The 24,226-nt window shown below is 56.0% G+C and carries 22 protein-coding genes; 8 read left to right on the forward strand and 14 right to left on the reverse strand.

The genetic code is table 11. The features are described from left to right. Positions 1-20 precede the first annotated feature (20 nt). The 3 genes from ACXAF0_RS04340 to atpC are packed head-to-tail and all read left to right on the forward strand — an operon-like array spanning position 21 to position 2,828. Positions 21-911, forward strand: coding sequence for a F0F1 ATP synthase subunit gamma (locus tag ACXAF0_RS04340; protein ID WP_475344102.1), 891 nt, complete (start codon positions 21-23; stop codon positions 909-911). Between the two features lie 52 nt (positions 912-963). Then, positions 964-2,382: a F0F1 ATP synthase subunit beta gene (atpD, locus tag ACXAF0_RS04345; protein ID WP_475344105.1), complete on the forward strand. Its 1,419-nt coding sequence runs from the start codon at positions 964-966 to the stop codon at positions 2,380-2,382. 41 nt (positions 2,383-2,423) lie between these two features. Next, positions 2,424-2,828, forward strand: coding sequence for an ATP synthase F1 subunit epsilon (gene atpC, locus ACXAF0_RS04350; protein WP_475344108.1), 405 nt, complete (start codon positions 2,424-2,426; stop codon positions 2,826-2,828). A gap of 76 nt (positions 2,829-2,904) precedes the next feature. On the opposite strand, the gene ACXAF0_RS04355 is transcribed toward atpC, so the two are convergent. The 4 genes from ACXAF0_RS04355 to ACXAF0_RS04370 all read right to left on the reverse strand — a co-directional run bounded on the left by ACXAF0_RS04355 (position 2,905) and on the right by ACXAF0_RS04370 (position 9,534). Then, entirely contained in the window at positions 2,905-5,475 is a 2,571-nt protein-coding gene (locus ACXAF0_RS04355) for an ABC transporter permease (RefSeq protein WP_475344111.1), read from the reverse strand. Positions 5,476-5,496: 21 nt separating this feature from the next. Further along, positions 5,497-5,943: a response regulator gene (locus tag ACXAF0_RS04360; RefSeq protein WP_475344114.1), complete on the reverse strand. Its 447-nt coding sequence runs from the start codon at positions 5,941-5,943 to the stop codon at positions 5,497-5,499. 322 nt (positions 5,944-6,265) lie between these two features. After that, entirely contained in the window at positions 6,266-7,531 is a 1,266-nt protein-coding gene (gene ccmI, locus ACXAF0_RS04365; RefSeq protein ID WP_475344115.1) for a c-type cytochrome biogenesis protein CcmI, read from the reverse strand. 20 nt (positions 7,532-7,551) lie between these two features. Further along, positions 7,552-9,534 (reverse strand): heme lyase CcmF/NrfE family subunit, encoded by a 1,983-nt coding sequence (locus ACXAF0_RS04370; protein WP_475344117.1) that lies wholly within the window; start codon positions 9,532-9,534, stop codon positions 7,552-7,554. Positions 9,535-9,760: 226 nt separating this feature from the next. Here ACXAF0_RS04370 and ACXAF0_RS04375 point away from each other — a divergent pair, with 226 nt between their 5' ends. After that, on the forward strand, positions 9,761-10,780 hold the full coding sequence (locus tag ACXAF0_RS04375; RefSeq protein WP_475344120.1) for a cation diffusion facilitator family transporter: 1,020 nt from the start codon (positions 9,761-9,763) through the stop codon (positions 10,778-10,780). A 99-nt stretch (positions 10,781-10,879) separates the two neighbouring features. On the opposite strand, the gene ACXAF0_RS04380 is transcribed toward ACXAF0_RS04375, so the two are convergent. The 6 genes from ACXAF0_RS04380 to ACXAF0_RS04405 all read right to left on the reverse strand — a co-directional run bounded on the left by ACXAF0_RS04380 (position 10,880) and on the right by ACXAF0_RS04405 (position 16,189). Further along, a complete protein-coding gene (locus tag ACXAF0_RS04380) occupies positions 10,880-11,635 on the reverse strand; it encodes a PhoH family protein (RefSeq protein ID WP_475344122.1) in 756 nt (251 codons plus the stop codon). Between the two features lie 339 nt (positions 11,636-11,974). After that, the gene (arsJ, locus tag ACXAF0_RS04385) at positions 11,975-13,201 is read right to left on the reverse strand and encodes an organoarsenical effux MFS transporter ArsJ (protein ID WP_475344125.1); all 1,227 of its coding nucleotides are present in this window, start codon (positions 13,199-13,201) and stop codon (positions 11,975-11,977) included. A gap of 5 nt (positions 13,202-13,206) precedes the next feature. After that, a complete protein-coding gene (locus ACXAF0_RS04390; protein WP_475344129.1) occupies positions 13,207-14,232 on the reverse strand; it encodes an ArsJ-associated glyceraldehyde-3-phosphate dehydrogenase in 1,026 nt (341 codons plus the stop codon). A gap of 12 nt (positions 14,233-14,244) precedes the next feature. Further along, positions 14,245-15,285: an ACR3 family arsenite efflux transporter gene (arsB, locus tag ACXAF0_RS04395; RefSeq protein WP_475346222.1), complete on the reverse strand. Its 1,041-nt coding sequence runs from the start codon at positions 15,283-15,285 to the stop codon at positions 14,245-14,247. Positions 15,286-15,311: 26 nt separating this feature from the next. Then, positions 15,312-15,824, reverse strand: a complete 513-nt coding sequence (locus tag ACXAF0_RS04400) for an arsenate reductase ArsC (RefSeq protein WP_475344132.1) — start codon at positions 15,822-15,824, stop codon at positions 15,312-15,314. 32 nt (positions 15,825-15,856) lie between these two features. After that, entirely contained in the window at positions 15,857-16,189 is a 333-nt protein-coding gene (locus ACXAF0_RS04405) for an ArsR/SmtB family transcription factor (protein ID WP_044827235.1), read from the reverse strand. A gap of 160 nt (positions 16,190-16,349) precedes the next feature. Here ACXAF0_RS04405 and ACXAF0_RS04410 point away from each other — a divergent pair, with 160 nt between their 5' ends. From ACXAF0_RS04410 to ACXAF0_RS04420, 3 genes are all read left to right on the forward strand, one after another. Beyond that, positions 16,350-16,673, forward strand: coding sequence for an ArsR/SmtB family transcription factor (locus ACXAF0_RS04410; protein WP_475344134.1), 324 nt, complete (start codon positions 16,350-16,352; stop codon positions 16,671-16,673). Between the two features lie 49 nt (positions 16,674-16,722). After that, positions 16,723-17,760: a permease gene (locus ACXAF0_RS04415; protein WP_475344135.1), complete on the forward strand. Its 1,038-nt coding sequence runs from the start codon at positions 16,723-16,725 to the stop codon at positions 17,758-17,760. A 107-nt stretch (positions 17,761-17,867) separates the two neighbouring features. Then, on the forward strand, positions 17,868-19,460 hold the full coding sequence (locus tag ACXAF0_RS04420; RefSeq protein WP_475344137.1) for a peptide chain release factor 3: 1,593 nt from the start codon (positions 17,868-17,870) through the stop codon (positions 19,458-19,460). 82 nt (positions 19,461-19,542) lie between these two features. Here the strand turns inward: ACXAF0_RS04420 and ACXAF0_RS04425 are convergent, their stop codons facing one another. From ACXAF0_RS04425 to ACXAF0_RS04435, 3 genes are all read right to left on the reverse strand, one after another. Continuing rightward, positions 19,543-19,872, reverse strand: coding sequence for an AzlD family protein (locus ACXAF0_RS04425; RefSeq protein ID WP_475344140.1), 330 nt, complete (start codon positions 19,870-19,872; stop codon positions 19,543-19,545). After that, a complete protein-coding gene (locus tag ACXAF0_RS04430) occupies positions 19,869-20,714 on the reverse strand; it encodes an AzlC family ABC transporter permease (RefSeq protein WP_475344142.1) in 846 nt (281 codons plus the stop codon). The genes ACXAF0_RS04425 and ACXAF0_RS04430 overlap by 4 nt, the downstream gene beginning before the upstream one ends. Positions 20,715-20,879: 165 nt before the next feature. Next, positions 20,880-21,788 (reverse strand): LysR family transcriptional regulator, encoded by a 909-nt coding sequence (locus ACXAF0_RS04435; RefSeq protein ID WP_475344144.1) that lies wholly within the window; start codon positions 21,786-21,788, stop codon positions 20,880-20,882. Positions 21,789-21,966: 178 nt separating this feature from the next. On the opposite strand from ACXAF0_RS04435, the gene speB reads away from it, so the two are divergent. Then, the gene (gene speB / locus ACXAF0_RS04440; protein ID WP_475344146.1) at positions 21,967-23,022 is read left to right on the forward strand and encodes an agmatinase; all 1,056 of its coding nucleotides are present in this window, start codon (positions 21,967-21,969) and stop codon (positions 23,020-23,022) included. Between the two features lie 53 nt (positions 23,023-23,075). On the opposite strand, the gene ACXAF0_RS04445 is transcribed toward speB, so the two are convergent. Continuing rightward, positions 23,076-23,975, reverse strand: a complete 900-nt coding sequence (locus ACXAF0_RS04445) for a helix-turn-helix domain-containing protein (RefSeq protein ID WP_475344147.1) — start codon at positions 23,973-23,975, stop codon at positions 23,076-23,078. Positions 23,976-24,226 lie beyond the last annotated feature (251 nt).

The following is a 24,226-nucleotide window of genomic DNA, read 5'->3' on the forward strand; positions in this document are numbered from 1 at the left end:
TAGGCGAAGGAGGAAACGCAATGGCTAGTTTGAAGGATCTGCGCTCGCGCATTGCCAGCGTCAAATCGACGAGGAAGATTACCTCGGCGATGAAGATGGTGGCAGCCTCCAAGCTCCGTCGTGCACAGGATGCAGCGGAAGCAGCCCGTCCCTATGCGGAACGCATGGGGACGATGCTGGGCCGTCTTGCAACTGCCGTCGGCAGCAACGAAGGGGCTCCGAAGCTTCTGGCCGGTACCGGTAAGGACGATGTGCATCTGCTCGTCGTCTTCACCGCAGACCGTGGCCTTTGCGGTGGTTTTAACGCATCGATCGTGAAAGCGGCTCGACTCAAGGCACTCGCTCTTAAGGGCGAAGGCAAGACCGTTAAAATCATCTGCGTTGGCCGCAAGGGCTCAGATGCGCTCAAGCGTGAATTTGGTGACAATATTGTCGCCCGGTATACTGGCATCGAGGGCAAGAAGGGGATTGATTTCTCCTCTGCAACCGAGGTGGCAGACAAGGTTCTGGCGCTTTATGACGAAGGCGAATTCGACGTCTGCACGATCTTCTACAACAAGTTCGTGTCCGCGATTTCGCAGGTAGCAACCGCTCAGCAGCTGATCCCGTTCGCGGGTGAAGAAGTTGACGGCGAGGAAGAAGCAACCGGTTCTTCTGCGGTTTACGAATACGAACCGTCCGAAGAAGCCATTCTGGCTGATTTGCTGCCGCGTAACGTTGGCGTCCAGATCTTCGGTGCAATGCTTGAAAGCAGTGCATCTGAACACGGCGCGCGTATGTCCGCGATGGATAACGCAACCCGCAATGCCGGCGACATGATCGACCGACTGAGCATCGAGTATAACCGCTCACGTCAGGCTCAGATCACCAACGAACTGATTGAAATCATTTCCGGCGCCGAGGCTTTGTAAGCGGGTCGCAGGAAGTTAACGGATAGCTTTGTCCGAGCAGGAGACAATACCTATGGCGAACAAGAAGGCGGGGAAAATTTCCCAGGTAATGGGCGCCGTCGTCGACGTTAAATTCGACGGCGAACTGCCTCCCATTCTGAATGCGCTGCATGTTGACAACAACGGTCAGCGCCTGGTTCTTGAAGTTGCACAGCACCTTGGTGAAAATGCGGTTCGTACGATCGCAATGGACACCACCGAAGGTCTGAAGCGCGGTCAGGAAGTCATCGATACCGGTGACGCGATCTCGGTTCCGGTTGGTCCGGAAACCCTGGGTCGTATTCTGAACGTTATCGGTGAGCCGGTTGACGAACGTGGTGAAGTCAAAGCGACCAAAACCGCGCCGATCCACCGTGAAGCACCGGACTTCGTCGATCAGGCAACCGACACCGAAATTCTGGTTACCGGCATTAAGGTCATCGACCTTATCGCGCCGTACACCAAAGGTGGTAAAATTGGTCTGTTCGGCGGTGCGGGCGTTGGTAAAACCGTCCTTATCATGGAACTGATCAACAACGTGGCAAAAGGCCACGGTGGTTACTCGGTCTTCGCCGGTGTTGGTGAACGTACCCGTGAAGGTAACGACCTCTATCACGAGATGATGGAATCGGGCGTTATCAATCCGGAAGGCGAATCCAAAGCGGCACTGGTTTATGGCCAGATGAACGAACCCCCGGGAGCCCGTGCACGTGTTGCTCTGACCGGTCTGACCCTTGCGGAATACTTCCGTGATGAAGAAGGCCAGGACGTTCTGTTCTTCGTCGATAACATCTTCCGCTTCACCCAGGCTGGTTCGGAAGTGTCCGCACTTCTCGGTCGTATCCCGTCTGCCGTGGGTTATCAGCCGACGCTGGCAACCGACATGGGTGCGCTGCAGGAACGTATTACCTCGACCAAAAAAGGTTCCATTACCTCGGTCCAGGCAATTTACGTCCCGGCCGATGACTTGACTGACCCGGCACCGGCAACGTCGTTTGCTCACCTTGATGCAACGACCACGCTGAACCGTCAGATTGCCGAGCTCGGCATCTACCCGGCAGTTGACCCGCTTGACTCCACCTCGCGTGCTCTTGATCCGGGCGTTATCGGTCAGGAACACTACGAGACCGCACGTGAAGTTCAGCGTGTTCTTCAGACCTACAAAGGTCTTCAGGACATCATCGCCATCCTCGGCATGGACGAGCTTTCGGAAGAAGACAAACTGGTCGTGGCACGTGCCCGTAAGATCCAGCGTTTCCTTTCGCAGCCGTTCCACGTTGCAGAGGTCTTCACCGGTACTCCGGGCGTGTTCGTTCAGCTCGAAGACACCATCAAGGCATTCAAGGCGATCTGCGCTGGTGAATATGACCACATGCCGGAGCAGGCATTCTACATGGTCGGCACCATCGAAGAAGCCATCGAAAAAGCCAAGAAGATGGCCGAAGCTGCCTAAGGCAGCTTTGGTCCCCCTCCGGCTAAGGAGCGAGGATTGTCATGACTGATACGACTGTACTGGAACTTGTTTCACCGTCTGCCCTGCTCAAATCTGAGCCGGTTGAGATGGTCGTTGTTCCGGGCACGGACGGGAATTTTGGTGTGCTGCCGAAGCATTCGCCGATGATCTCGACCATTCGTCCGGGTGTCATCGACATCTATGCAGGTGGTAAGGTTTCCGAACGTATCTTCGTTGCTGGCGGTGTTGCAGAGGTTAATCCCGAGCGTTGCACCATTCTGGCAGAAGAAGCGGTTCCGGTTTCCGATTTGAAAGCTGACGAAGCGCAGGCCCGTCTTGAAGCGGCAGAAGCCGACCTCAAGACTGCCGAGACTGCACACGACAAAGCCAATGCCGAGCGTGCGCTCGACGTGGCCCGTGCACAGATCCAGGCCCTGACCAACTAATCGTCGGTTTCAGAAAATCATTTAAAAAGGCCGTCCCGATGGGGCGGCCTTTTTGTTATCTACTGGCGAGGCGAGACTATCCGCGCCAGCCTGCTTGGGTACGCAAGGATGAGGCCTGTAAGAACCAGCCCCCCGCGAACCCGACCACCAGAACCAATCCGAAAGTGACCAACACCATCGGGCCCGCGATTTGGGCGATCTCGACCAGATTGATTGAGCCGATGGCTTGGGCGGCCGCAATGGCAATTGCGCTTCCCGTCAGCACACCCACCAGCCCTCCAATTGCCACCATCAGGCCCGTTTCAAGCGCGCCGGTCTTGTTGATCTGATATGGCCGCACTCCCAGGGCGCGCAGCATGGCGAGGATTTCGGTTTGTTGCTGACGAAGCGCGATCAGCCCACACACAATCACCAGGATTGAACCAACGGTGGCAAGCGCTGTCAGTCCGATCAGGGCGGTTACCACGCCCTCGAATAACTGGGTCAGTTTCACCAGCACCTCGTTGACGAAGATCACAGGTATGTTGGGATAGGCCTCAAGCAAAGGTGCTACGGCAGTTTGCAGCTGGGCGCCGTCTTGCAGGTTCAGTGAACTGATCACGCCATGGTCAAAAACTGGTTCCATCGGTGAAAGCACAATCGGAAAATCAAGCCCAAGCCGTGTCCAATCAATCTGGCGCATGTTGGCGACCGTAACCTCATAGGACTGCCCCATGATATTAAGCGTCAACTGATCGCCAAGCGAAATACCGACGGCCCCTGCGACCCCGGCATCCAGCGATACAAGGTTTTGATTAACGCTGTCGGCGGCCCACCATTGCCCTTCGGTTATCGGGTTCTCGCGCATATCGCCTGTCGGCTGATCGGTCCAGGACATCCCGCGATCCCCGCGCAAGAACCAGTGATAGCGTCGCGGCACTTCAGCACGGGTCAGGGGCACTCCATTCAAATGGGTTACACGCCCGTGCAGGAAGGGCATCTGTGTGGCGGTCCTGACGGTGTCATGGCCCTGAGCTTTGCCCAGAAAAGCATTTTGTTCGGCGGGCGGGATATCGAAAAACACCACATCGGGTGTTTGTGACGGCAGAACCGATTTCAGATGGTGTCCTGCCAGCGCACCAAACAGCAGCACCGCACACAGACAGGGCATCGCGAGACCAAACGATGCTGTGATGGTTACGGTCGGGGCTGTGGGCCGTGCGATATTCCGCAGCGCCAAGCGCAGGCTGGGTGCAACCATGTGCTTTGTTGCAAGCCTTCCGGCCAGCATTTGGATCGCGCGACCAAGCAGGACAAACAGCCCCTGACAGGCGATCAATAGTCCCAGCACGACGAAGGCAAACCAACCCAGATCAATCAGGGCACCGGCGATGGCGAGCAGCCCAACCGCCAGCACGACTTTAAGCAACTTGAGCCCCGTCGACCGGGAGGCGTCCGAGTTTGCGGTTTGATGGCGAAATAGGCAGGCGGGCGAGGTCTGGCAGGCATCGCTCACCGGCTTGATGGCAACAAGTGCCACAAAGCCAAATACAAAGGCGATAATCATAAGGCCAGCGGAGAAATCCGGTTGAACGGCAAATCCAAGAGAGCCCGAAAGCATCGGTCCGATAACCATGCCAAGGGTTACGGTCAGGAACGCCGCGATCAGGATGGCGACACCGGTGATCAGCCCAAGCTGCCAGATAATACTCCACCCGATATCGCGCGGACGGGCGCCCAGGCTGCGCATGGTGGCAAATCGGGACTGTCTTGCGCCAAGGTCGGCACGCAAGGCATTTTGGATCGCACTTGTCGCGATGGCAAAAATGGCGATGCCCATCAAACTGACAAAGGCGGAGGCAAAATCGCCAATACGTTCAAGCCCCGGAACGCCATCCGCGGCATTGACGATCCGCCAGCCACTTTGGGGAAACCGGTCCTCAATGGCGGCGATAATCTGTTCGGGCGTCTGATTGCTGCCCGACGGCAGTTTGAGGCGCAAATACCAGTAAACCTGCTTGCCTGGCGCCAGAAGCGGATTATCGCGATAGGCCGTAAGCCTGACAATCACCCGGGGGCCAAGCGAGAACAATCTGAATGTGCGTTCCGGTTCCGCGGTGATGCTGGCGCGGATCTGATAGGGTTGACCGGCCAGCTCAAGGTGATTGCCAATCTCAAGGCCTGTTTGTTCAAGCAGTTCGAGTCCAACCACGATGCCGGGAATGCCGTCTTTGACAGCAAGGGCATCATTAAGTGGAATGTCGGGTGAAAGGGTGAGATTGCCATATAGCGGATAGGCCTGATCAACGGCCTTCAGTTCCGACAGAACCGATGGCTGATCGTTCGATTGTCCGACCATCACCCGTTGTTCGATGCTGATGCCAACTGTGCCAAGCGTTTCAAGAAAAATGATTTCTTCGTCCCTTGGCGCACGGTGAAACAGCCGCAACGATATATCGCCACCGATGGTCTGCTGGGCAGATTGGCGCAACCCGTCTCGCACCGATTGGGTCAAGCTGACGCTCAGCACCAGAATGGTCGTGGCAAAGACAAGTGTGGCAAAAAGGATTGCGATCCCTGTCCCGGGCTTGCGCAATTCGCGCAGCGCGATCCGCAGGCTCGTAGGGAAGTCGAAGGACCGGAAAAACACAGAAGTCGGGCGGGACACGGCAGTCTCGCTGGCAGAGGGTTACGGCGTGGGGGTTAACGCCAGCCCCAGCCAGAATGATTCGATCATTTTCATCAGCTCGATGAATTCTGTCACATCAACCGGTTTGCGCAAATAGCAGTTTGCGCCAGCGGCATAACACAGATCGACATCATGTTCGGCACCGGATGTGGTCAGGACAATGACCGGGATGGATGCACAATTGGGGTCATTACGAATATCGCTCAGCATTTCGCGGCCATCCTTGCGCGGCATATTCAGATCCAGAAGGATCAGGCGCGGGCGCGGCGAATTTCGATACGGGCCATCCTGCTGCAAGAATTGCAATGCTGTGATCGCATCTTTAACGTGATGCAATTCAACCGGTTGTTTGAACTCCCGCAGTGCTTCACGCACAAGGCGCGCGTCACCCGGATTATCTTCGATCAACAACAGGTTGTTTTTTGCGCCATTGTTTTGATCTGGCATGTTGATCCGCTATCCTTACGGGTGACCACGCAGTGAAATTGGTCATCCCTCAACTTTTCTTGCGTGAGCCTGTCAGACACTTGATCCCAAAGAAAAAGATGGCCCCCTGACGCATCAGATATTCTTTGAAAACGGATATATGATTTATTTCTTATCTATCCTTTAGTCTTATTCTCATACCCCAGCACGAACTTCAATTCAATAAGACTTCAGTAAAGTTGCAGATATTATCCGTATGTATGAGGTATAATGGCTCAAAAGTGCAGGAAAAAGGGTTCTGCGAAAACATTTTTTATCGGTATTTTTGCCGATAAATGCCGTTTTAGTTGGTCGAGATGCCGATTTCACGTGCCAGTGAATCGAATCGGGCCACCAGTCCCGGCTGGTCGAAAAAGACCTCGCCGGCTTTTTCATAGGCGGCTTTTGCATCGCTTTCCTGACCCAGCACCATATAGGCCTGCATCAGACGCGCCCAGCCATCCGGATCGTTCGGCTCGGTCTCCAGGCGTTCTGCCAAGCCATTGACCATCGACATCACCATTTCCTGACGCTGTTCGGCTGTCAGTTCCTCGGCTGCTGCGATGTCGTCTTGGCTTGGGCCCGGGGTGCGTTCAGCAAGGTTCAGGCGACCTTCGATGTCGATCCCCTGGGCAAGGGCGGCTTCATTGATCCGCCCGACCACCATCGGTACCCACGGCGCATCGGCAGGGGCGCCGTTGGCAAGCGCGATCCAGCGATCAACGGCGGCACCAACATTGCCTTCCTGCGCATCGGCAAGGCCCAGATAGAACTGGATACGTGGATCGGTGCTATCGGTTTGTTCGGCTTCGCGCAAAACACCGCGCGCGGTCGTGTTGATCTGACCGTTACTCGCACGCACAAGGCTTTCGGCATACATCGCCAGATAATCGCCGTCACGGCCCGACCGTTTGACGGTTTCAAGGAATGCGGTCTGGGCTTCTTCCGGGCGGCCAAGTGCCATCAGGCTGGCACCAAGCAACTCCCATGCGCGGATGTCATCCGGGTTTTCCAGAAGCTTCTGCGACAGGTCGCTGACCGCACGGTTCAGCACCGACTGGCGGTCTTCATCGGCAGTTTGCGCCATGCGCATGGCATTGATTTCATCGGCGCGGCTGGCAATCGGGCGGTCCGGCATGGTCGGGCTGCCCAGATCAAGATAAAGACCAATCCCGCTGGCAATGAACAGAACGATAAAGCCTGCGGCAGTTGCGCGCACCGGCGAACGCGCCGGCGCGGTGCTTGGTGTCACGTCGCTTGATTGTTGCTTCTTGATCCGCTGATCGGCTGCCAGAATGCGGCGCTGGACCTCAATCCGGGCTGCACTGGCCTGCTCAGAACTCAGAACACCACGCTCGATATCGCGGTCGATCTCGGAAAGCTGATCACGATACACGGCAAGGTCACGTGAAAGTTCGCTTTCCGGGCTGGCATCCTCGCCGTCAGGCGTCGGCGACGCGGTGCCGGCATTCTGATCGCTTGTATCGGCTTTGTTTTTTTGGAAAATCGGCCACAGAATGAAACCCGCAAGCAGCAGGGTAATCGCGCCAAGAACAATCCAGATGGTCATGAGTGTTTCCTGTCCTTGGCTTACTCTGCGGGAACCGCTTTGGCGGCAGTCTTGTGCGAACGGGTCGGTGCACCGATGCGATAGCGACGGTCAGACAATGACATCAATCCGCCAAACACCATGACAAGTCCGCCAAACCACATCCAAGGGATCATTGGTTTGACATAGAACCTGGTGATCCATTTGCCACTCTCATCCTGATCACCAATCACGGCATAGATATCGCCGGTGAAGCTCGATTGAATGCCGGCTTCGGTTGTCGGCATGCCCTCGACCGTGTAAACGCGTTTTTCCGGTGTCAGGACAACCGTGCGTTCGCCCGGTGTGGTGATGGTGATTTCACCTTCGCGCGCGGCATAGTTCGGGCCCTGATATTCGCGGATATCGCTCAGGGTGAAGGTGTGTCCGGCAAGATCGGTACTTTCACCAACCGCAAGCGATTGCACCGCTTCCTGGGTCCAGGCTTGCGATCCGGTGATGCCGGCAACCAAAATTGCCACACCGGCATGGGCAAGCGTCGTCCCGTGGGCGGAGCGCGGCAGATTGCGCATACGCCGCAGACTGTTGCCAATCGGTTCGCGGAACAGTTTGATGCGCCCCGCCCATTCAAGGATCGATCCGACAAACAGCCAGGCCGCCAGCCCCATACCAAACAGGGCGATCGCCGGGCCGCCCGCAAGCCACAGGGTAACCAGCACGATCACGGCGGTCGCGGCCAGCGCAATTCTGAGCTTGTTGAACACACCCATCAGGTCGGCACGTTTCCACGGCATCAGCGGACCGAACGCCATGGCGACAATCACCGGGGTGATGATCGGAACGAACGTCGCGTTAAAGAACGGTGCGCCGACCGAGATCTTCTCGCCAGTCATGGTTTCAAGCAATAGCGGATAAAGCGTTCCCAGCAATACCATGGCGGCTGCGATCGAAAGCAGCACATTGTTAAACACCAGTGCCCCTTCGCGCGAAATCGGCTGGAACAATCCGCCCCCCTTCAGGGACGGTGCACGCCACGCATAAAGTGTAAGCGATCCGCCAACCGTGATGCACAGCAGGAACAGGATAAACACCCCGCGCGTCGGGTCCGTGGCAAAGGCATGCACTGATGTCAGCGCGCCCGAACGTACAAGGAAGGTCCCCAGAAGCGAGAAGGAAAAGGCCAGGATCGCCAAAAAGATCGTCCAGCTTTTCAGCGCATCGCGTTTTTCCACCACGATGGCCGAATGCAACAGCGCCGTACCGGCAAGCCAGGGCATGAAGGATGCGTTTTCAACCGGGTCCCAGAACCACCAGCCACCCCAGCCAAGCTCGTAATAGGCCCACCAGGACCCAAGGCCGATACCCGCGGTCAGAAAGACCCAGGCGGCCAGTGTCCAGGGCCGTACCCAACGTGCCCAGGCCGGATCAACCCGACCTTCAATCAGGGCTGCGACCGCAAAGGCAAAGGCCACCGAAAAACCGACATAGCCGAGATACAGGAACGGCGGATGAATGGCGATGCCCGGGTCCTGCAAAAGCGGGTTCATGCCTTCCCCGTCAAGCGGCGGGTTCAAAACGCGCTCAAACGGGTTGGAGGTCAGAACGATAAACAGGATAAAGCCAGCCCCGATGAGGCCCATCACGCCTAAGACACGCGCAAGCAGGGTCGGCGGCAGATTGCGACCAAATGCCGCGACCGCGCCGCCAAACAGGGTCAGGATCAGCACCCAAAGCAGCATTGATCCTTCGTGATTGGCCCAAACCCCGGTAATCTTGTAGATCATCGGCTTGGAGGTATGGCTGTTGTTCAGAACATTCAGGACCGAGAAATCGGAACTGACATAGGCATAGGTCAGCGCAAGGAAACTGGTCGCAACCAGCGCAAAGCACGCAATCGCCAAACGCGGGGCGACAACCAGAAGCGCCGGATCACGCCGGGATGCCGCCAGAAACGGAATGGTGGATTGGGCCACTGCCGTCACAAGTGACAGAATCAGCGCGTAATGTCCGATCTCTACAATCATATTATCGTTTCTCGTCCCTAGCAGGCCTGTTGTGGGTTCTCTCGTCTGCCCGAATGCGACATATAATCCCTTTAAAAAGGCTTGGAAACCTTGCGGAATATCAAATATGCGCTATTTGCTGCCCTAGGACGGGCGAAATTATGGCAATAGACATTACATATTGTACGCAAACAGGCTATAAAACGATGGTCAGACAGCGTATTGGCAGGCCAGAGGTCAACAAAGTATGAGTCAATGTCCCGTCATTGACATAGCACAGAAAGAGATGTGGGCGCGTCGTGCTACGACGGCCTCCATTGTCATTGCTGCTATTCTGATTGGCATCAAGGCCGTTGGCTGGTTCCTGACCGATTCCGTCAGTCTTCTGTCATCGATGGTCGACAGCATGCTTGATGTCGGAACGGCAGTCGTCAATTTCATGGCGGTCCGTTCTGCCTGGCGTCCGGCTGATCACGATCATCGCTTTGGCCATGGCAAGGCCGAACCATTGGCCGGGCTTTTCCAATGTGCATTCATGATCGGTGCGGCGGTGTTCGTTGTTGCCGAGGCCTCGTCCCGGGTGTTCGATCCGCAGCCGCTGCGCTACGCGACCGAGGGCATCTGGATGATGGCGGTGTCGATGGTCATGACACTTGGACTGGTCGTGCTGCAGCGCAAGGCCGCCCGCGTGTCGGGGTCGGTCGCTGTTGAAGCCGATTCTTTGCAATATACCAGCGATATTCTGGCCAATGCGGCCGTGATCCTTGCCCTTGTTCTGGGCATGTCGGGCTTCTTGTGGGCCGATCCGCTGATTGGTGTGGTGGTAGCCGGGTTCCTTGTTATTTCCGCAGTCAAGGTTGGCAAGCATTCGATCAAGGTTCTGATGGATGCGGAACTTCCCGATTCTGATAGTCAGCGGATCATTGAACTGGCGATGAAAAACGCCTCTGTCATCGGCATTCACCGTCTGCGGACCCGCTCGTCGGGTGTGCATCGCTTTGCCGAGATCGAGCTGATTATGGATGGCGGCATGCTGATGCGCGAATCGCACACCATCTGCCATCAGGTGATGGACAGCATCCGCTCGGAATATCCCGATCTCGATATCACCATCCATCCCGAGCCGCCCGAAGACATCCACCTTGATGAATTCAGCGGCTATACCGAGGATCCGGAATTCTGGCACACCGGCCGTGCCAAACGCGCTGGCCAGCATGACATCCCGGTCAATAATACCGGCGGCGAAGTCGCGGCCATGGGGCGCTAAGTCCCGTCCATTTTCAGTCACGGCTCCAAAAAGAATGGCGGACCCTTTCGGGCCCGCCTTTATTGTTTGCAGTGTTTTTGCAGTTTGCTGTGTAGGAACTTAAAGAACGGTAAGCATGCTTGCGACCAATGGATGGCGGACAATGTCCTTGTCGCGCAATTGGACACAGGCGACATCATCAACATTTTCAAGCCGTTCGGACATTTCCGAAAGACCCGACATTTCCGGCAGAAGGTCGGTCTGGTCCGGATCGCCGGTCAGGATCATGGTTGAATTCCAGCCAAGCCGGGTGACCAGCATCTTGAGCTGCCCGTATGTGCAGTTCTGTGCTTCATCGATCACGACAAAGGCGTTGTTAAGTGTGCGACCGCGCATATAGCCGATCGGTGCAATTTCGATCGTGCCATCGGAAATATAAGTCTTAAGGCGCTTGGCCCCCAGACGGTCATTGAGCGCATCATAAAGCGGGCGCAGATACGGGGCCATTTTGGCTTCGACATCGCCGGGCAGGAAGCCGATATTTTCCCCGGCCTCGACCGCCGGCCGCGCCAGAACAATGCGGGCGATATCGCCGTTATCAAGCGCCTCGACGGCCTTGGATACCGCGATATAGGTCTTGCCTGTCCCGGCCGGGCCAAGGGCCATGACCAGGTTGAAATTGTCGATGGCCTCCATCAGGGCTGCCTGGTTCTCACTTTTCGGGCGGATGTTGCGGCGGTAGCTTTGATCGCGTTGTCCTTTCTGTTCTGGTTCACCAAGCGGATGCCAATCGGCATTCTTTTCATCAAACAGCTCATGAACATTGGTATTAGACTGTTGCGGACGGTTACGACGACGTGCTGCGCGCTTACCCATGACGATCACCTCAACAAAGTTGCCAAAAAAGCAAAACGCGCCATTCCGTCATGGAAAGGCGCGCATTCAATTTTCATCTTGCGATGGAAGTGGCGGTAGGAGTTTCCGCCGGTCGCAGCATGTTGCATGTGCGATCCGGGGGGCGAAAATTCTCGTTTTAAGACGCTTTTTCGCGGCACTCGGGAACCCCTCCTGCGGTCCAGTTATTGACCGTTGACTGGAATCGTACCCCTATATGCAGTGTCTTGTCACGGGTTTTTGCGCGATTAAATTTTCATGAAACAGGATTGTGAGTCTTTTCAGATGTTTATCCCGCATCTGCGAAGGAAGTTTTTTCGATCAACCCTGCGTTGACGCATCTGATCGCGATGGCAGGGCGGCACTGATCACCCAGGCGAGCGTCAAAAACGCAATCGATGTCACAAGACAGCCAACCAGCCCACCATACAGATACGCCACCCCCGAAAGCACCGTGCCGGTCAATCGCCCGATGGCGTTGGACATATAATAAAACCCGACATTCATCGCGACCTTGTCGCCCTCGGCATAGGCCAGGATCAGATAGGAATGCAGCGATGAATTGATGGCAAAAACAACCCCGAACACCAGCAACCCGCCCAAAACCGCAAGTTCCGGCGCGATATCGCGCGTGATGGCGGCGGCGATTACGGCGGATACGGCAATCAGGGCCGAAATCCAGATTTGCGCTGTCCGGCCATCGGGTTCGCGGGTTTTTGCCCGCAACATCTTGGGCGCGATGGCCTGGATAAAGCCATAGCCGATCACCCAAAGCGCCATGTAGCTGCCGACCTCGATATGGCTCCAGCCAAGCTCGGATGCCAGAAACACCGGTAACCCAACAACAAACCAGATATCGCGCGATCCAAACAAAAACAGTCGGGCCGCCGACAGGACATTGATCTTGCGATCGCGTGAAAACACATCGCGAAATTTCGGCTTCATTGCACCTGCCGGGCCCGCCATCGCAGAGCCGAGCGAGATGGCAACAGCCATAAGTGTCAGCGCAAGACCCGCCGCCATCGCCAGAAGCGCACCGGAAAAACCAAGCCAGGATAAAAGCGCCCCGCCCATGAAAAAGCCGATGCCCTTAAGCGCATTCTTCGATCCGGTCAGAAGTGCTACCCACCGGAAAAGCGCGCCTTCGGCGTCAGTTGGCACCAGAACCTTGATCGCGGACTTGCTCGACATCTTGGTCAGGTCCTTGGCTACACCCGATGCCGCCTGAAGCCCCATGACATAGGCGACCGAAATCGCGGGCAACCAGTCCGGATTGGTAAATGACAGCGCGGTCAAGGATGCGATTTGCAATGCCAGCCCGGCAAACAGGGTAAAGCGCAATCCGCGCGCCTGTGCTAACCATCCGCCGACCAGATTGGTGACGATCCCGGCCACTTCATAAAGGATGAACAGAAGCGCGATCTCAAACGCCGAATAGCCCAGCGCATGAAAGTGCAACAGCACCAGCATGCGCAGCGCTCCATCGGTCAGCGTAAAGCCCCAATAGGCCCCGGTGACCAGCGCATAGTTGCGGATTGCGGCGGACATTTGCCCTAGTTCCCCAAAAGATGTTGCGCGACTTTGACGGTCAGATCCGCCATGCGGCAGACATATCCCCACTCATTGTCATACCAGGCCAGAATTTTGACCTGTCTTTTGTCGATCACCATGGTCGAACCGGCATCAATGATCGAAGACCGGCTGTCATTAAGGTAATCGGCACTGACCAGCGGGCGGTCCTCATAGCCCAGAATCCCCGAAAGGTATGTTTCCGAGGCCTCGCGCATCAGGCGGTTGACGGTCTCGGCGTCGGTATCCTCGGCAACTTCGAACACGCAATCGGTCAGCGACGCATTAAGCAACGGCACCCGCACGGCAATGCCGTTCAGCTTGCCCTTGAGTTCCGGGTAAATCATCGTGATCGCGGTCGCCGATCCGGTGCTGGTCGGGATCAACGATTGCAGGCACGACCGTGCGCGCCGCAAATCCTTGTGCGGCAGATCGACAATCGTCTGGGTGTTGGTCACATCATGAATGGTGGTGATCGATCCATGCACGATGCCAAGTTTCTCATGCATGACCTTGACCACGGGGGCCAGACAGTTCGTCGTGCAACTCGCCGCCGTCAGAAGGTGATGCTGGGCCGGGTCATAAAGATCATCATTCACGCCATAAACGATATTCAGCGCGCCTTCCTTGACCGGGGCGGCAACGATGACCTTTTGAACCCCCTGATCAAAATAGGGCTGCAATGTCTCGGGCGTTTTGAACTTGCCAGTGCATTCCAGAACAATATCGCATCCCATGCCGACCCAGTCGGTTTCACCCGGCGTGGCATTCTCGCTAAAGCTGATCTTGTGGGTCTGATCGATCACCACATGGTCATCGATGCAGGCAACGCCGTTGCCCCAGCGGCCATGGACCGAATCAAATTCCAGCAAGTGTGCGGCGGTAACAGCCCCGCCCTTGATTTCGTTGATATGGACAAATTCAAGGTTCGGGTGCCCCCAGCCAGCACGCAGAACCAGACGCCCCATGCGGCCAAAACCATTGATGCCAACGCGAATTTTCTGGCTCATCTCAGGACTCCGTTACTTTGCAATATTTGCAACATTTGAAGGGGTAAACCAGCCACGCGTCCGATTGGCGATGGCGACAAGCGACAGCATCACCGGCACTTCGACCAGCACACCGACCACAGTGGCAAGGGCGGCCCCCGATGAAAATCCAAACAGCCCGATGGCGGTTGCCACAGCCAGTTCAAAGAAGTTCGAAGCCCCGATCATCGAAGATGGGGCAGCGATTTTATGCTCCACGCCCAGCACCTTGTTGGCGACATAGGCAATGGCGGCAATGAAATAGGTCTGCAAAATGATCGGCACGGCCAGAAGGGCAATGATCATCGGCTGGGCAATGATCTGTTGCCCCTGAAAGGCAAACAGCAAAACCAGCGTGCTGAGCAGTGCGATCATCGAAACGGGTTTGAGCTTGGCATCAAAATCATTGAATGCTGCAACCCCGCCCTTCATCAGGCGGCTTCGGATGATCTGGCCGGCAATCACCGGAATGACGATAAAGGCCACCACCGAAATGGTCAGCGTTTCCCACGGAATGGTGATCGCTGAAATGCCCAGCAACAGGGCGACAATCGGCGCAAAGGCAAAGATCATGATCGTGTCATTAAGTGCCACCTGGGTGAGGGTGAAATTCGCATCCCCCTTGGTCAGATGCGACCAGACAAACACCATCGCCGTGCAGGGTGCCGCACCCAAAAGGATCAGACCGGCAATATAGCTTTCAATCTGTGCCTCGGGCAGGAGCGGGCGAAACAAAAAGCCGATAAACAGCCAGCCAAGGGCGGCCATGGTGAACGGCTTGATCAGCCAGTTGACTCCCAGCGTCACACCAATGCCGCGCCATTGGCGGCCGACCTCATGAAGCGCGCCAAAATCGACCTTCATCAACATCGGCACAATCATCAGCCATATGAGAACCGTGACCGGCAGATTGATCTCATAGGCAGTCAGATTGCCAATCGCCTGAAACAGGTCGGGGAACAATTCGCCAAGAACAATGCCGATCACAATGCTTGCGGCCACCCAGATGGTCAGAAAACGTTCGAACAAGTTCATTGGGGCTGATTCACTATTGGTGTCGCTCATGCTTCCTCGCTGCTCGAGGTTTTCCCGATCTTGTCGAGTTCATTTTGAAGTGACAGCCGGTCGAGAGACTTGAATGGGAGGCTGGTGAAGATCGAAATCCGGTTGCGCAACATGCGATAGGTTTCAGCAAATGCCAGGCGTTTTTCTGCTTCGCTGCCTTCGGCCCCTGCTGGATCGGGCACACCCCAATGGGCGGTCATTGGCGAGCCGGGAAAAATTGGGCAGTCTTCATTTGCCGTGGCGTCACAAACCGTAAAGACGAAATCAAATTTGATTTCATCCTGACCCGCATAGGTTTCCATGTCTTTGGAGGAAAACTTCGCCATATCATGACCCAGGCTTTCCAGAAGTTCGCGAGCGTAGGGATGTATTTCACCGCGCGGGTGGGAGCCAGCACTATAGCCAAAGAAATGATCATGACCTTCTTTTTTCAAGATGGCTTCGGCCATGATGCTTCTTGCCGAATTGGCGCGGCACAGGAAAAGCACGTTGTAGGTACCACCAGACATGGCGATTTATCCTCTGCAAAAGGCGTTGTGAACTAACAGCAGCCGTCATTTGATGGCCGAACAATTCCGCAAAGTTCCGGGCGGCCATGGCAGCAGTCATCGGCAAGGAACCCCAGAAGATCGCGCATCGCGTCGGGGACAATCCGGTAAATGATCGACCGGCCTTCGCGTGTGTTGGTGATCAGTCCGGCCTGACTAAGTGTGGTCAGGTGCGATGACATGGTGTTGTGCGGGATCGACAGCTGCCGGGCCAGTTCGCCCGCGGCAATGCCATCATTCCCCGCCCGGACCAGCAACCGGAAAGCCGCCAGTCTGTGTTCCTGTGCCAGGGCGCCAAGGGCGCTGATTGCGTGTTTTGTTTCCATATGTCTGGAAATATCGACATATTGGTATTTTGGCAAGTGACATTTGTATTTCAGTCGGTGCAATTGTTGCCTCGAACGTCAAAAGACAATTGATATCAATGTGGTAACGGTGTTGAAAAAAATACATTTAAATAACTAGAAATATAGTTATAATTGTTGCATGAGTGAGAAAACCATTACACCGGCCTTTGCCGCCCTGGGTCATGAAGCCCGTTTGAAAATTTATCGCCTGCTCGTCAAGGCAGGCGACGACGGGCTTAATATTGGCGATATCGGACGGCTGCTTGGTTTGCCGGCCTCAACGCTTTCCCATCATCTGGGCACGTTGGTTCAGGCCGGGCTGGTCAAACAGGAAAAGCTGGGGCGCGAAACCCGCAATCGGGCGGATTTTGATGTGATGCGCGATCTTGTCGGCTTCATCACCGATGAATGCTGCAGTGGTGTTGATCTTGATGCAGTGCGGGAACCAGAAACAACCTGCTAGGTCAGGTTGTTTTTTGGATAAATACAACTAGTTTTCTAGGGATATGGACATGAGTGCCCTGACAATTCAATTGCGCCGCTTTGGGACATCTGCCCGGCAAATCGATCGGGTTTTGCTGGCGGCCTGTGCCATCCTGGTTGCGATCCTGATCTTTGACGCGCCGCAATTTGTCCCGAGTGTGCTGTTTACTGCAGGCTCATTTGTCGAAACTGCACCGTTTCTTGTCCTCTCGATCGGGATTGCTGCCTATGCCACGGCAACCGGCGCCGATAACCTGATTTCACGTGCTTTTGCCGGGCGACCGGTGCGGATGGTCTTCACCGCTGCGGCCTTTGGTGCGCTGTCACCCTTTTGCTCCTGCGGGGTGATCCCGTTGATTGCAGCCTTGCTTGCCATGGGGGTTCCATTGGCCCCCGTCATGGCGTTTTGGCTGGCAAGTCCGGTGATTGATCCGGCGATGTTTGTTTTAACTGCCGGTACCCTGGGGACGGATTTTGCGGTCATCAAAATGATCTCGGCCATTGCGCTTGGTCTGATGGGCGGTTTTGTCACCATGTGGTTGGGCGCGCGGGGTTTTCTGTCTGATCCGCTGCGCGACGGCGTTGGCAATGGCGGCTGCGGCGGGGCAAAGGTCCGCTCGCACAAGGCCGTCTTCTGGAAGTTCTGGCAGGATGATGAACGGATCAAAAAGTTCCGCACGTCGGCTGTGTCGAACATGATCTTTCTGGGTAAATGGCTGGCCTTTGCCTTCCTGCTTGAAAGCATCATGGTCGCCTATGTCCCGGCCGAAAGTGTCAGTGGATTGCTCGGCGGGGACGGATTGGCGCCCATCGCAATCGCCACACTTGTCGGGGTACCGGCCTATTTGAATGGTTATGCTGCCCTTCCGATCATGGAAGGTTTGGTTGCCCAAGGCATGCAATCGGGTGCCGCCATGGCGTTTCTGGTGGCTGGTGGTGTGTCATCCATTCCAGCGGCCATCGCGGTCTTCGCACTGGTCAAAAAGCCGGTCTTTGCACTTTATCTGGTTTATGCACTGGTGGGCTCGTTCGTGATCGGTGTGGTTTCGCAGGTCTGGATGGGTTGATTTGCAACCGGTCACATGTCCGATATGAACATTTCACGGTGGCAATAACGTTAAAAATCGCTACATTGCGCGCCAAGAAATTCATATCGGATTAAAGTTGAGACATCATGTCGTCGATTGACCAGCAGGTATCGCGTCGTCGTACCTTCGCCATCATTGCCCACCCGGATGCGGGTAAAACCACCCTGACCGAAAAGCTGCTTCTTTTCGGGGGTGCCATTCAGATGGCCGGTGCGGTGAAGGCGAAAAAGGAACAGAAAGGTGCGCGTTCGGACTTTATGAAGATCGAACAGGACCGCGGTATTTCCGTTTCCTCGGCTGTGATGACCTTCGAGTTTGAAAAGAACATCTTCAACCTGCTTGATACGCCGGGCCACGAAGACTTTTCCGAAGATACCTATCGCGTGCTGACCGCGGTTGATTCCGCCGTCATGGTGATTGACGGTGCAAAGGGCATCGAAGCCCAGACCCGTAAGCTGTTTGAAGTCTGTCGTCTGCGTGACGTGCCGATCACGACGTTTGTTAACAAGCTTGACCGCGAAGCCCGTGATTCATTCGAACTGATTGATCAGATCGAACAGGACCTTGCCCTTGATGTGTCGCCGGTAACCTGGCCAATCGGCTCGGGCCGTGATTTCCATGGCTGTTACGATCTGGTCAATGATCAGCTTCTGTTCATGGAAAAAGGCGGCAATGTCGTCAAGGACGCCATTCCGATCAAGGGTCTTGATGATCCAAAGCTTGATGAACTGATCCCGGATTATCTGCTGGAAAAGCTGCGCGAAGAAGTCGAGATGGTGCGCGAAATGTGCCCGCCATTTGATTTGCAAAGCTATCGCGAAGGGCATCTGACGCCGGTCTTCTTTGGGTCGGCGGTCAATAACTTTGGCGTGCGTGAATTGTTGCGCGGCATTGGCGAAATCGCACCGACCCCGCGCCCGCAGGAAGCAGCAACGCGTCTGGTCCAAGCGGTTGAGCCAAAGGTGGCGGGCTTTGTGTTCAAGGTACAGGCCAACATCGATCCGAACCACCGTGACCGTATTGCGTTTATTCGCCTCTGTTCCGGCCATTTCAAGCGCGGCATGAAGCTCAAGCACGTCCGTGCCGGCAAACAGATGGCGGTGCATAACCCGATGCTGTTCTTTGCCAATGAACGTGACATTGCCGAAGAAGCCTGGCCGGGCGATATCATCGGTATTCCGAACCACGGGACGCTGCGTATCGGTGATACCCTGACCGAGGGCGAAGACCTTCGCTTCCGCGGTGTGCCGGCCTTTGCCCCGGAATTGCTGCAGAAAGTCCGACTTGATGATCCGCTTAAGGGCAAACATCTTCAGCGCGCGCTTGAACAGCTCGCCGAAGAAGGCGCATCCCAGGTCTTCAAACCGATGATGGGCGCAGACTGGATTGTCGGCGTGGTCGGGCAGCTGCAGTTCGAGGTGTTGAAAGAACGCATCTCGGCCGAATATGGGATCAAGGTCCATTTCGAACCGACCCCGGCCTATGCGGCGCGCTGGGTGATGGGCGATCCGGCAGAAATCAAGAAATTCCGCGATACCAACCAGTCGGCCCTGTTTGAGGACCACGATGACACGCTGGTCTTCATCGCACGAAATGCATGGCACCTTGATACGACCCAAAGCGACTGGCCGAACCTCAAATTCGAATCCACCCGCGAACAGAACTTGGTTGCGGCATAATCAACGCTGGCCATCCAACGCAAAAAGCCGCCTTCATCCGAGGGCGGCTTTTTCTTTGTCCACGATTGGCGGTGGCGTATGCCTAACTGCCGATGAAATACCGCCCCACACCGACCAGAACCATGCCGACCGCCATCGCGGCAAACAGGTTACGCGCAACGGCCATGGTAATGACGGTGGCCGCCGCCCCGGCAATGCCGATCGCACCCGCCGAAAGGGCACTGGGGACCCAGACGGAAATCAGAACCGCGCCGGGCAGGCGTTCCAGTACATGTGCCCAGCGGCCATGTTGCGGCAAACGGTCGGCCATTAAAAGCCCGCCCAGACGCATGCCATAGGTCACGGCAGCCATGCCAAGGATGGTCAGAACGGCCTCAAGGCTGAAGCTTGTCAGATCAGGAAACTGGGTCATTTTCCGGTCTCCGTGACGGTGGAGGCTTCGACAGTGCCTTCCGGCGCGCCATAGGCTGTGCTGCCCTCAACGGCACATTCGGCTTCAAGGCTGTCATCGTCCATATCTTCGCGCCATGTGAGTGCCGCGACAAGCACCCCGGCCCCGGCACCGGCCAGAATGGACCAGGTGCCCGGCAGGACGAAATGCCCAATGATTGATCCGATCGCCGCCGCAATCCACGGCAGAAGGTCGACTTTGCCCTTCCACATGCCAATGGTGAGGGCTGCGAATACGGCGGTGAAGGCGAAATCAAGCGCATAGACTTCCGGGTCGGGAATACCCCCACCCAGCAGGTAGCCCACCGTATTGCCGGTGGCCCAAACCACACCCAGGAAAATCCCGCCGCCCAGCAGGAAGCCCGGATTGGCGAGATCCTTTTGCGTCATCGACACCGCCCAGTTTTCATCGGCCACCATATGCATGCCGGTGATTTTCACCCACAGCGGGCGACCGCGAAACACCGGTCGCAGCGACGCCCCGATCAGGACATAGCGCATATTGATCACCGCGGTTGCGATGATGATTGTCGCACTGGGAATGGTTTCGCGCCACAGATCGACCGACACAAACTGGGCTGATCCGGCAAAGACGGCGAGGCTCATGAACAAAAGTTCGCAAAGTGATAGGCCGCGCTGGGCTGCCAGCACGCCAAGCACGGCGCCAAAGATGATGGTGCTGGGCAAAAGCGGCAGACAGGCAAGCGCGCCGCGCCGGATGGTGTCTGCGTCAAAGTGCCCGGTCTGATGTGACTTCTCGGGCGTATTCATAGTCTGAGATTCGGTCTGTCCGGGGCGTGACATGTCCGACGTTTCCTATTCAATCTTGGGTGCCGGTTCTTTTGGGGCGACCGGCACTTCCTTTTTATATCGCTGGTGGGCGAGGACCCATTATTTCAGGCGCCATCATTGCCAATATCAGATAGTCGGTCTTGGACGATATTGCTATTACCGCTTTTTGTATGCCCGTCAGGCAGGGGTGTTTGCGAAATCCGCAATCAGCATATCGAGAAACATCTTGGTGATCGGATCAGGTTGCTTGCTGTCATCGAGGCTTGCCTGAAAGGTGACATGTACCTTTAACTGATCAGGCAGGATCATGCGCATCCGCCCGGCCTCGACAAACTGTCTGGCGTAATGTTCGGGCAGATATCCCAGAAATGCGCCCGAGAGGATCAGGCGTGCTTCGGCCTCCATGTCCGACACGGTCGCGTGCGGCCTTGAAATCGCGAATTCCTTCAAATCCCGACCGAGCCAGGATTTGCGCCCGATCAGGCGATAGCGCCGGATTTCATCAATATCGATCTCCCCGTCATTGCGTGCAAACAGCGGATGCCCCGAGCCGCAATAAAATCGGTGGGTTTCACCGTAAAGCGGGATGTAACGCAGCCCCAGAACCGTCTTCGGAAAGCTGCATATACCGATCTGGATATTGTCCGTCACCACTTCGCGCAAAAGATCATTGGGCGGGTGGGTCACGACATTAAGCGTCACATCCGGGGCACGCTCCATGAAACGTGCGATGGTTTTTTCGATCCGGCGTGCACCGGGGTCGGTGATGGTATTATCCGTCAATCCAATGGTCAGCGTGCCGCTCAGCTTGTCGCGTAGCGCCCGCATCTTGGTTTCATACTGCGCGACCGATTTGAAAAGCCGGTGGGCTTCTTCAAATACCACCTGGCCTTCGCGTGTCAGGGCAAAGCCGCCCCGACCGCGTTTGCACAGCGTGAAACCCAGCCGGGTCTCAAGGGTGGTGACATAGCTTGAAATTGTTGAAAGTGACAGATTGAGATCACTTTGCGCGGCGGCAAAGCCCCCGGCCTCAACGATGGTCAGGAATATGCGCAAAAGCTTCAGATCGGCCTGTTCCGTGAACATCGGGCGGGTTCCGTGCGTAAAGGGAATTACTTTGAGAAATGCCAAAGTAAAGTTCAGAAATACGTGATTTTTCCCGACAAGGCAATTTGATCTGATCAGGGCAACAAACACATCCGGCCATCGGCTGGGGCACTTTGAGTGCGCCGTCTTTCCCCGATGTGCCTTTTCAGGAGGTCCCATGTTCACAAACGATAAGCTCGCCAAGCTGCGCGAAAAATATGGCAACGCCAAAGGCGGGGATCTGTTCGACCCGCATTTCCGCGAAGTAGCGGCCTCGCAGTTTTCCGAAAGTGGTGGACGCAAATGGCCATTTGCCGGCGTGCCGACTTTCCTGGATGCGCCGTTTGCCGCGGATGCTGAAAGCGAGAATTTCGAAGGCCTTGATATCGCCCTTGTCGGGGTGCCGATGGATCTGGGCGTAAGCAACCGGGCCGGCGCCCGTCTGGGTCCACGCGCGGTACGCAATATCGAGCGCATCGGTCCGTATGAACATGTGCTTCGCATGGTACCGGGTGCGATGGCGCGGATTGCTGATATCGGTGATGTGCCATTCCGCAGCCGCTATTCACTCGAAAGCTGCCACGAGGATATCGAAGCCTATTTCAAAAAGATCATTGGTGCCGGTGTCATTCCGATTGCCATCGGTGGCGATCATTCGATCAGCTATTCGATCCAGAAGGCGGTTGGCAAGGATCGCCCGGTCGGCATGATCCATCTTGATGCCCATTGCGATACCTGCGGCGAATATGACGGATCGCGCTTCCATCATGGTGGCCCGTTCCGTGAAGCGGTGATGGATGGCGTGCTTGATCCCGAACGCACCATCCAGATCGGCATTCGCGGCCCGTCGGAATATATCTGGGAGTTCTCCTATGAAAGCGGCATGACCGTGATCCATGCCGAAGAAGTGCCGAAAATGGGGGTGGACGCCGTTATCGCCAAGGCCCGTGAAGTGGTTGGCGACGGCCCGGTTTATTTGTCCTTTGATGTTGATTGCCTCGACCCGTCCTTTGCACCGGGCACCGGCACACCGGAAATCGGTGGCCTGACCTCGCGCGAGGCTTTGGCGATTTTGCGTGGTCTTAAGGGGATTGATTTTGTCGGGGCGGATGTTGTCGAAGTCGCCCCGCAATATGATGCCACCACCAACACCGCCCAGGTCGCGGCACAGGTCCTGTTTGAAGAACTTTGTCTGGTAGCCGAGGCAATGAAAATCCGTAACGGCGAAGCGTAAACCGCGATCACAATGCCTGCCCGTGGACACGTCATCATGGGCAGGCGTTTGGCTTACGAATCAAGGCTTGCGATAAACGCGCCGGGGCTGACACCCCACATGGTTTTGAAATGCCGGTTCAAATGGCTTTGATCGGCAAAGCCGGTCGCAGCTGCCGCATCGGCAATGCTCGATCCGTCAAATAGCAGCCGTTTGGCACGCCTCAACCGCATATGATTGAAATAGGTGTGCGGTGGTAAACCGGTTGCCGCCCGGAACACGCGCAGCAAATGAAATCGGCTGAGCCCGGTAATCACCGCCAGATCATCAAGCGATATGTTCGCATCAAGATGGGCCGCCATATAATCAATTACGGTCTGAACCCGCTTGTCCTCGGAGCCCGGCTGATAAAGGTAGGGCGGGGCATCGGCATGGCGCAGTGAAAACCGTGCGGCACTGTAAAGAAGCTGGCTGTCGCGTTCCAGACGGGTTGCCTCATTCTCCGCGCCCGGGCGAAACAGGCGATGGAGCCCTTGCAGCTGCAAATGCAATTCCGGGTCCGTCACAACACAATTGCCAAAAAACGGCAGACCGCTGCTTTTGGGGGAAATCTCGCCCACCAGATCGCCGAACACCTTCGGGTCGATGAACATGATCTGGTACTGATAGCCATCATCGGATGCCGGGCCACCATCATGGACCTGCATCGGGTTCATCATCAAAAGCTGCCCGCGTGCCGCGACATAATTTGTCCCGCGGGTCAAAAAGCGCTCCGCCCCGTTAAGGATCGTGCCAAAGGCGTAATAGTCGTGGCTGTGCTTGGGGAAGGAGAAATTCTTGTAATCGGCTTCGAACATATCAATGCCCTCGGCTGCCCGCCAATGTCGGGCAATCTCGCGGGGACGCGGGGTCGCCGATCGGTGTGACATCTGGCGACGCTGGGCGGCCGTGTTCTGTCGCGCAGCATTTTTCATAGGCCCATTATAACCCCGCTTGGGCGTGCCAGCTTGTACAATATTGTCATGGCGACATTTTAATTGGTGTCATTCCAGAAAATCAGCAAAGGCAGCGCCGACGTAACCTCAAGGAACCGAGTCGCACGGGTTTCCATAAAAAATCGCCTTTTTGCCGCATTCCGAAACGGATAATGACCCTGGTCCAATTGTATAGTGCGTTGTTCATTTGAACATTTTAGATGCGTCAAAATGTTGTTTTGCGCTGCGCA

The organism is Thalassospira sp. ABD4_177 (assembly GCF_056160125.1).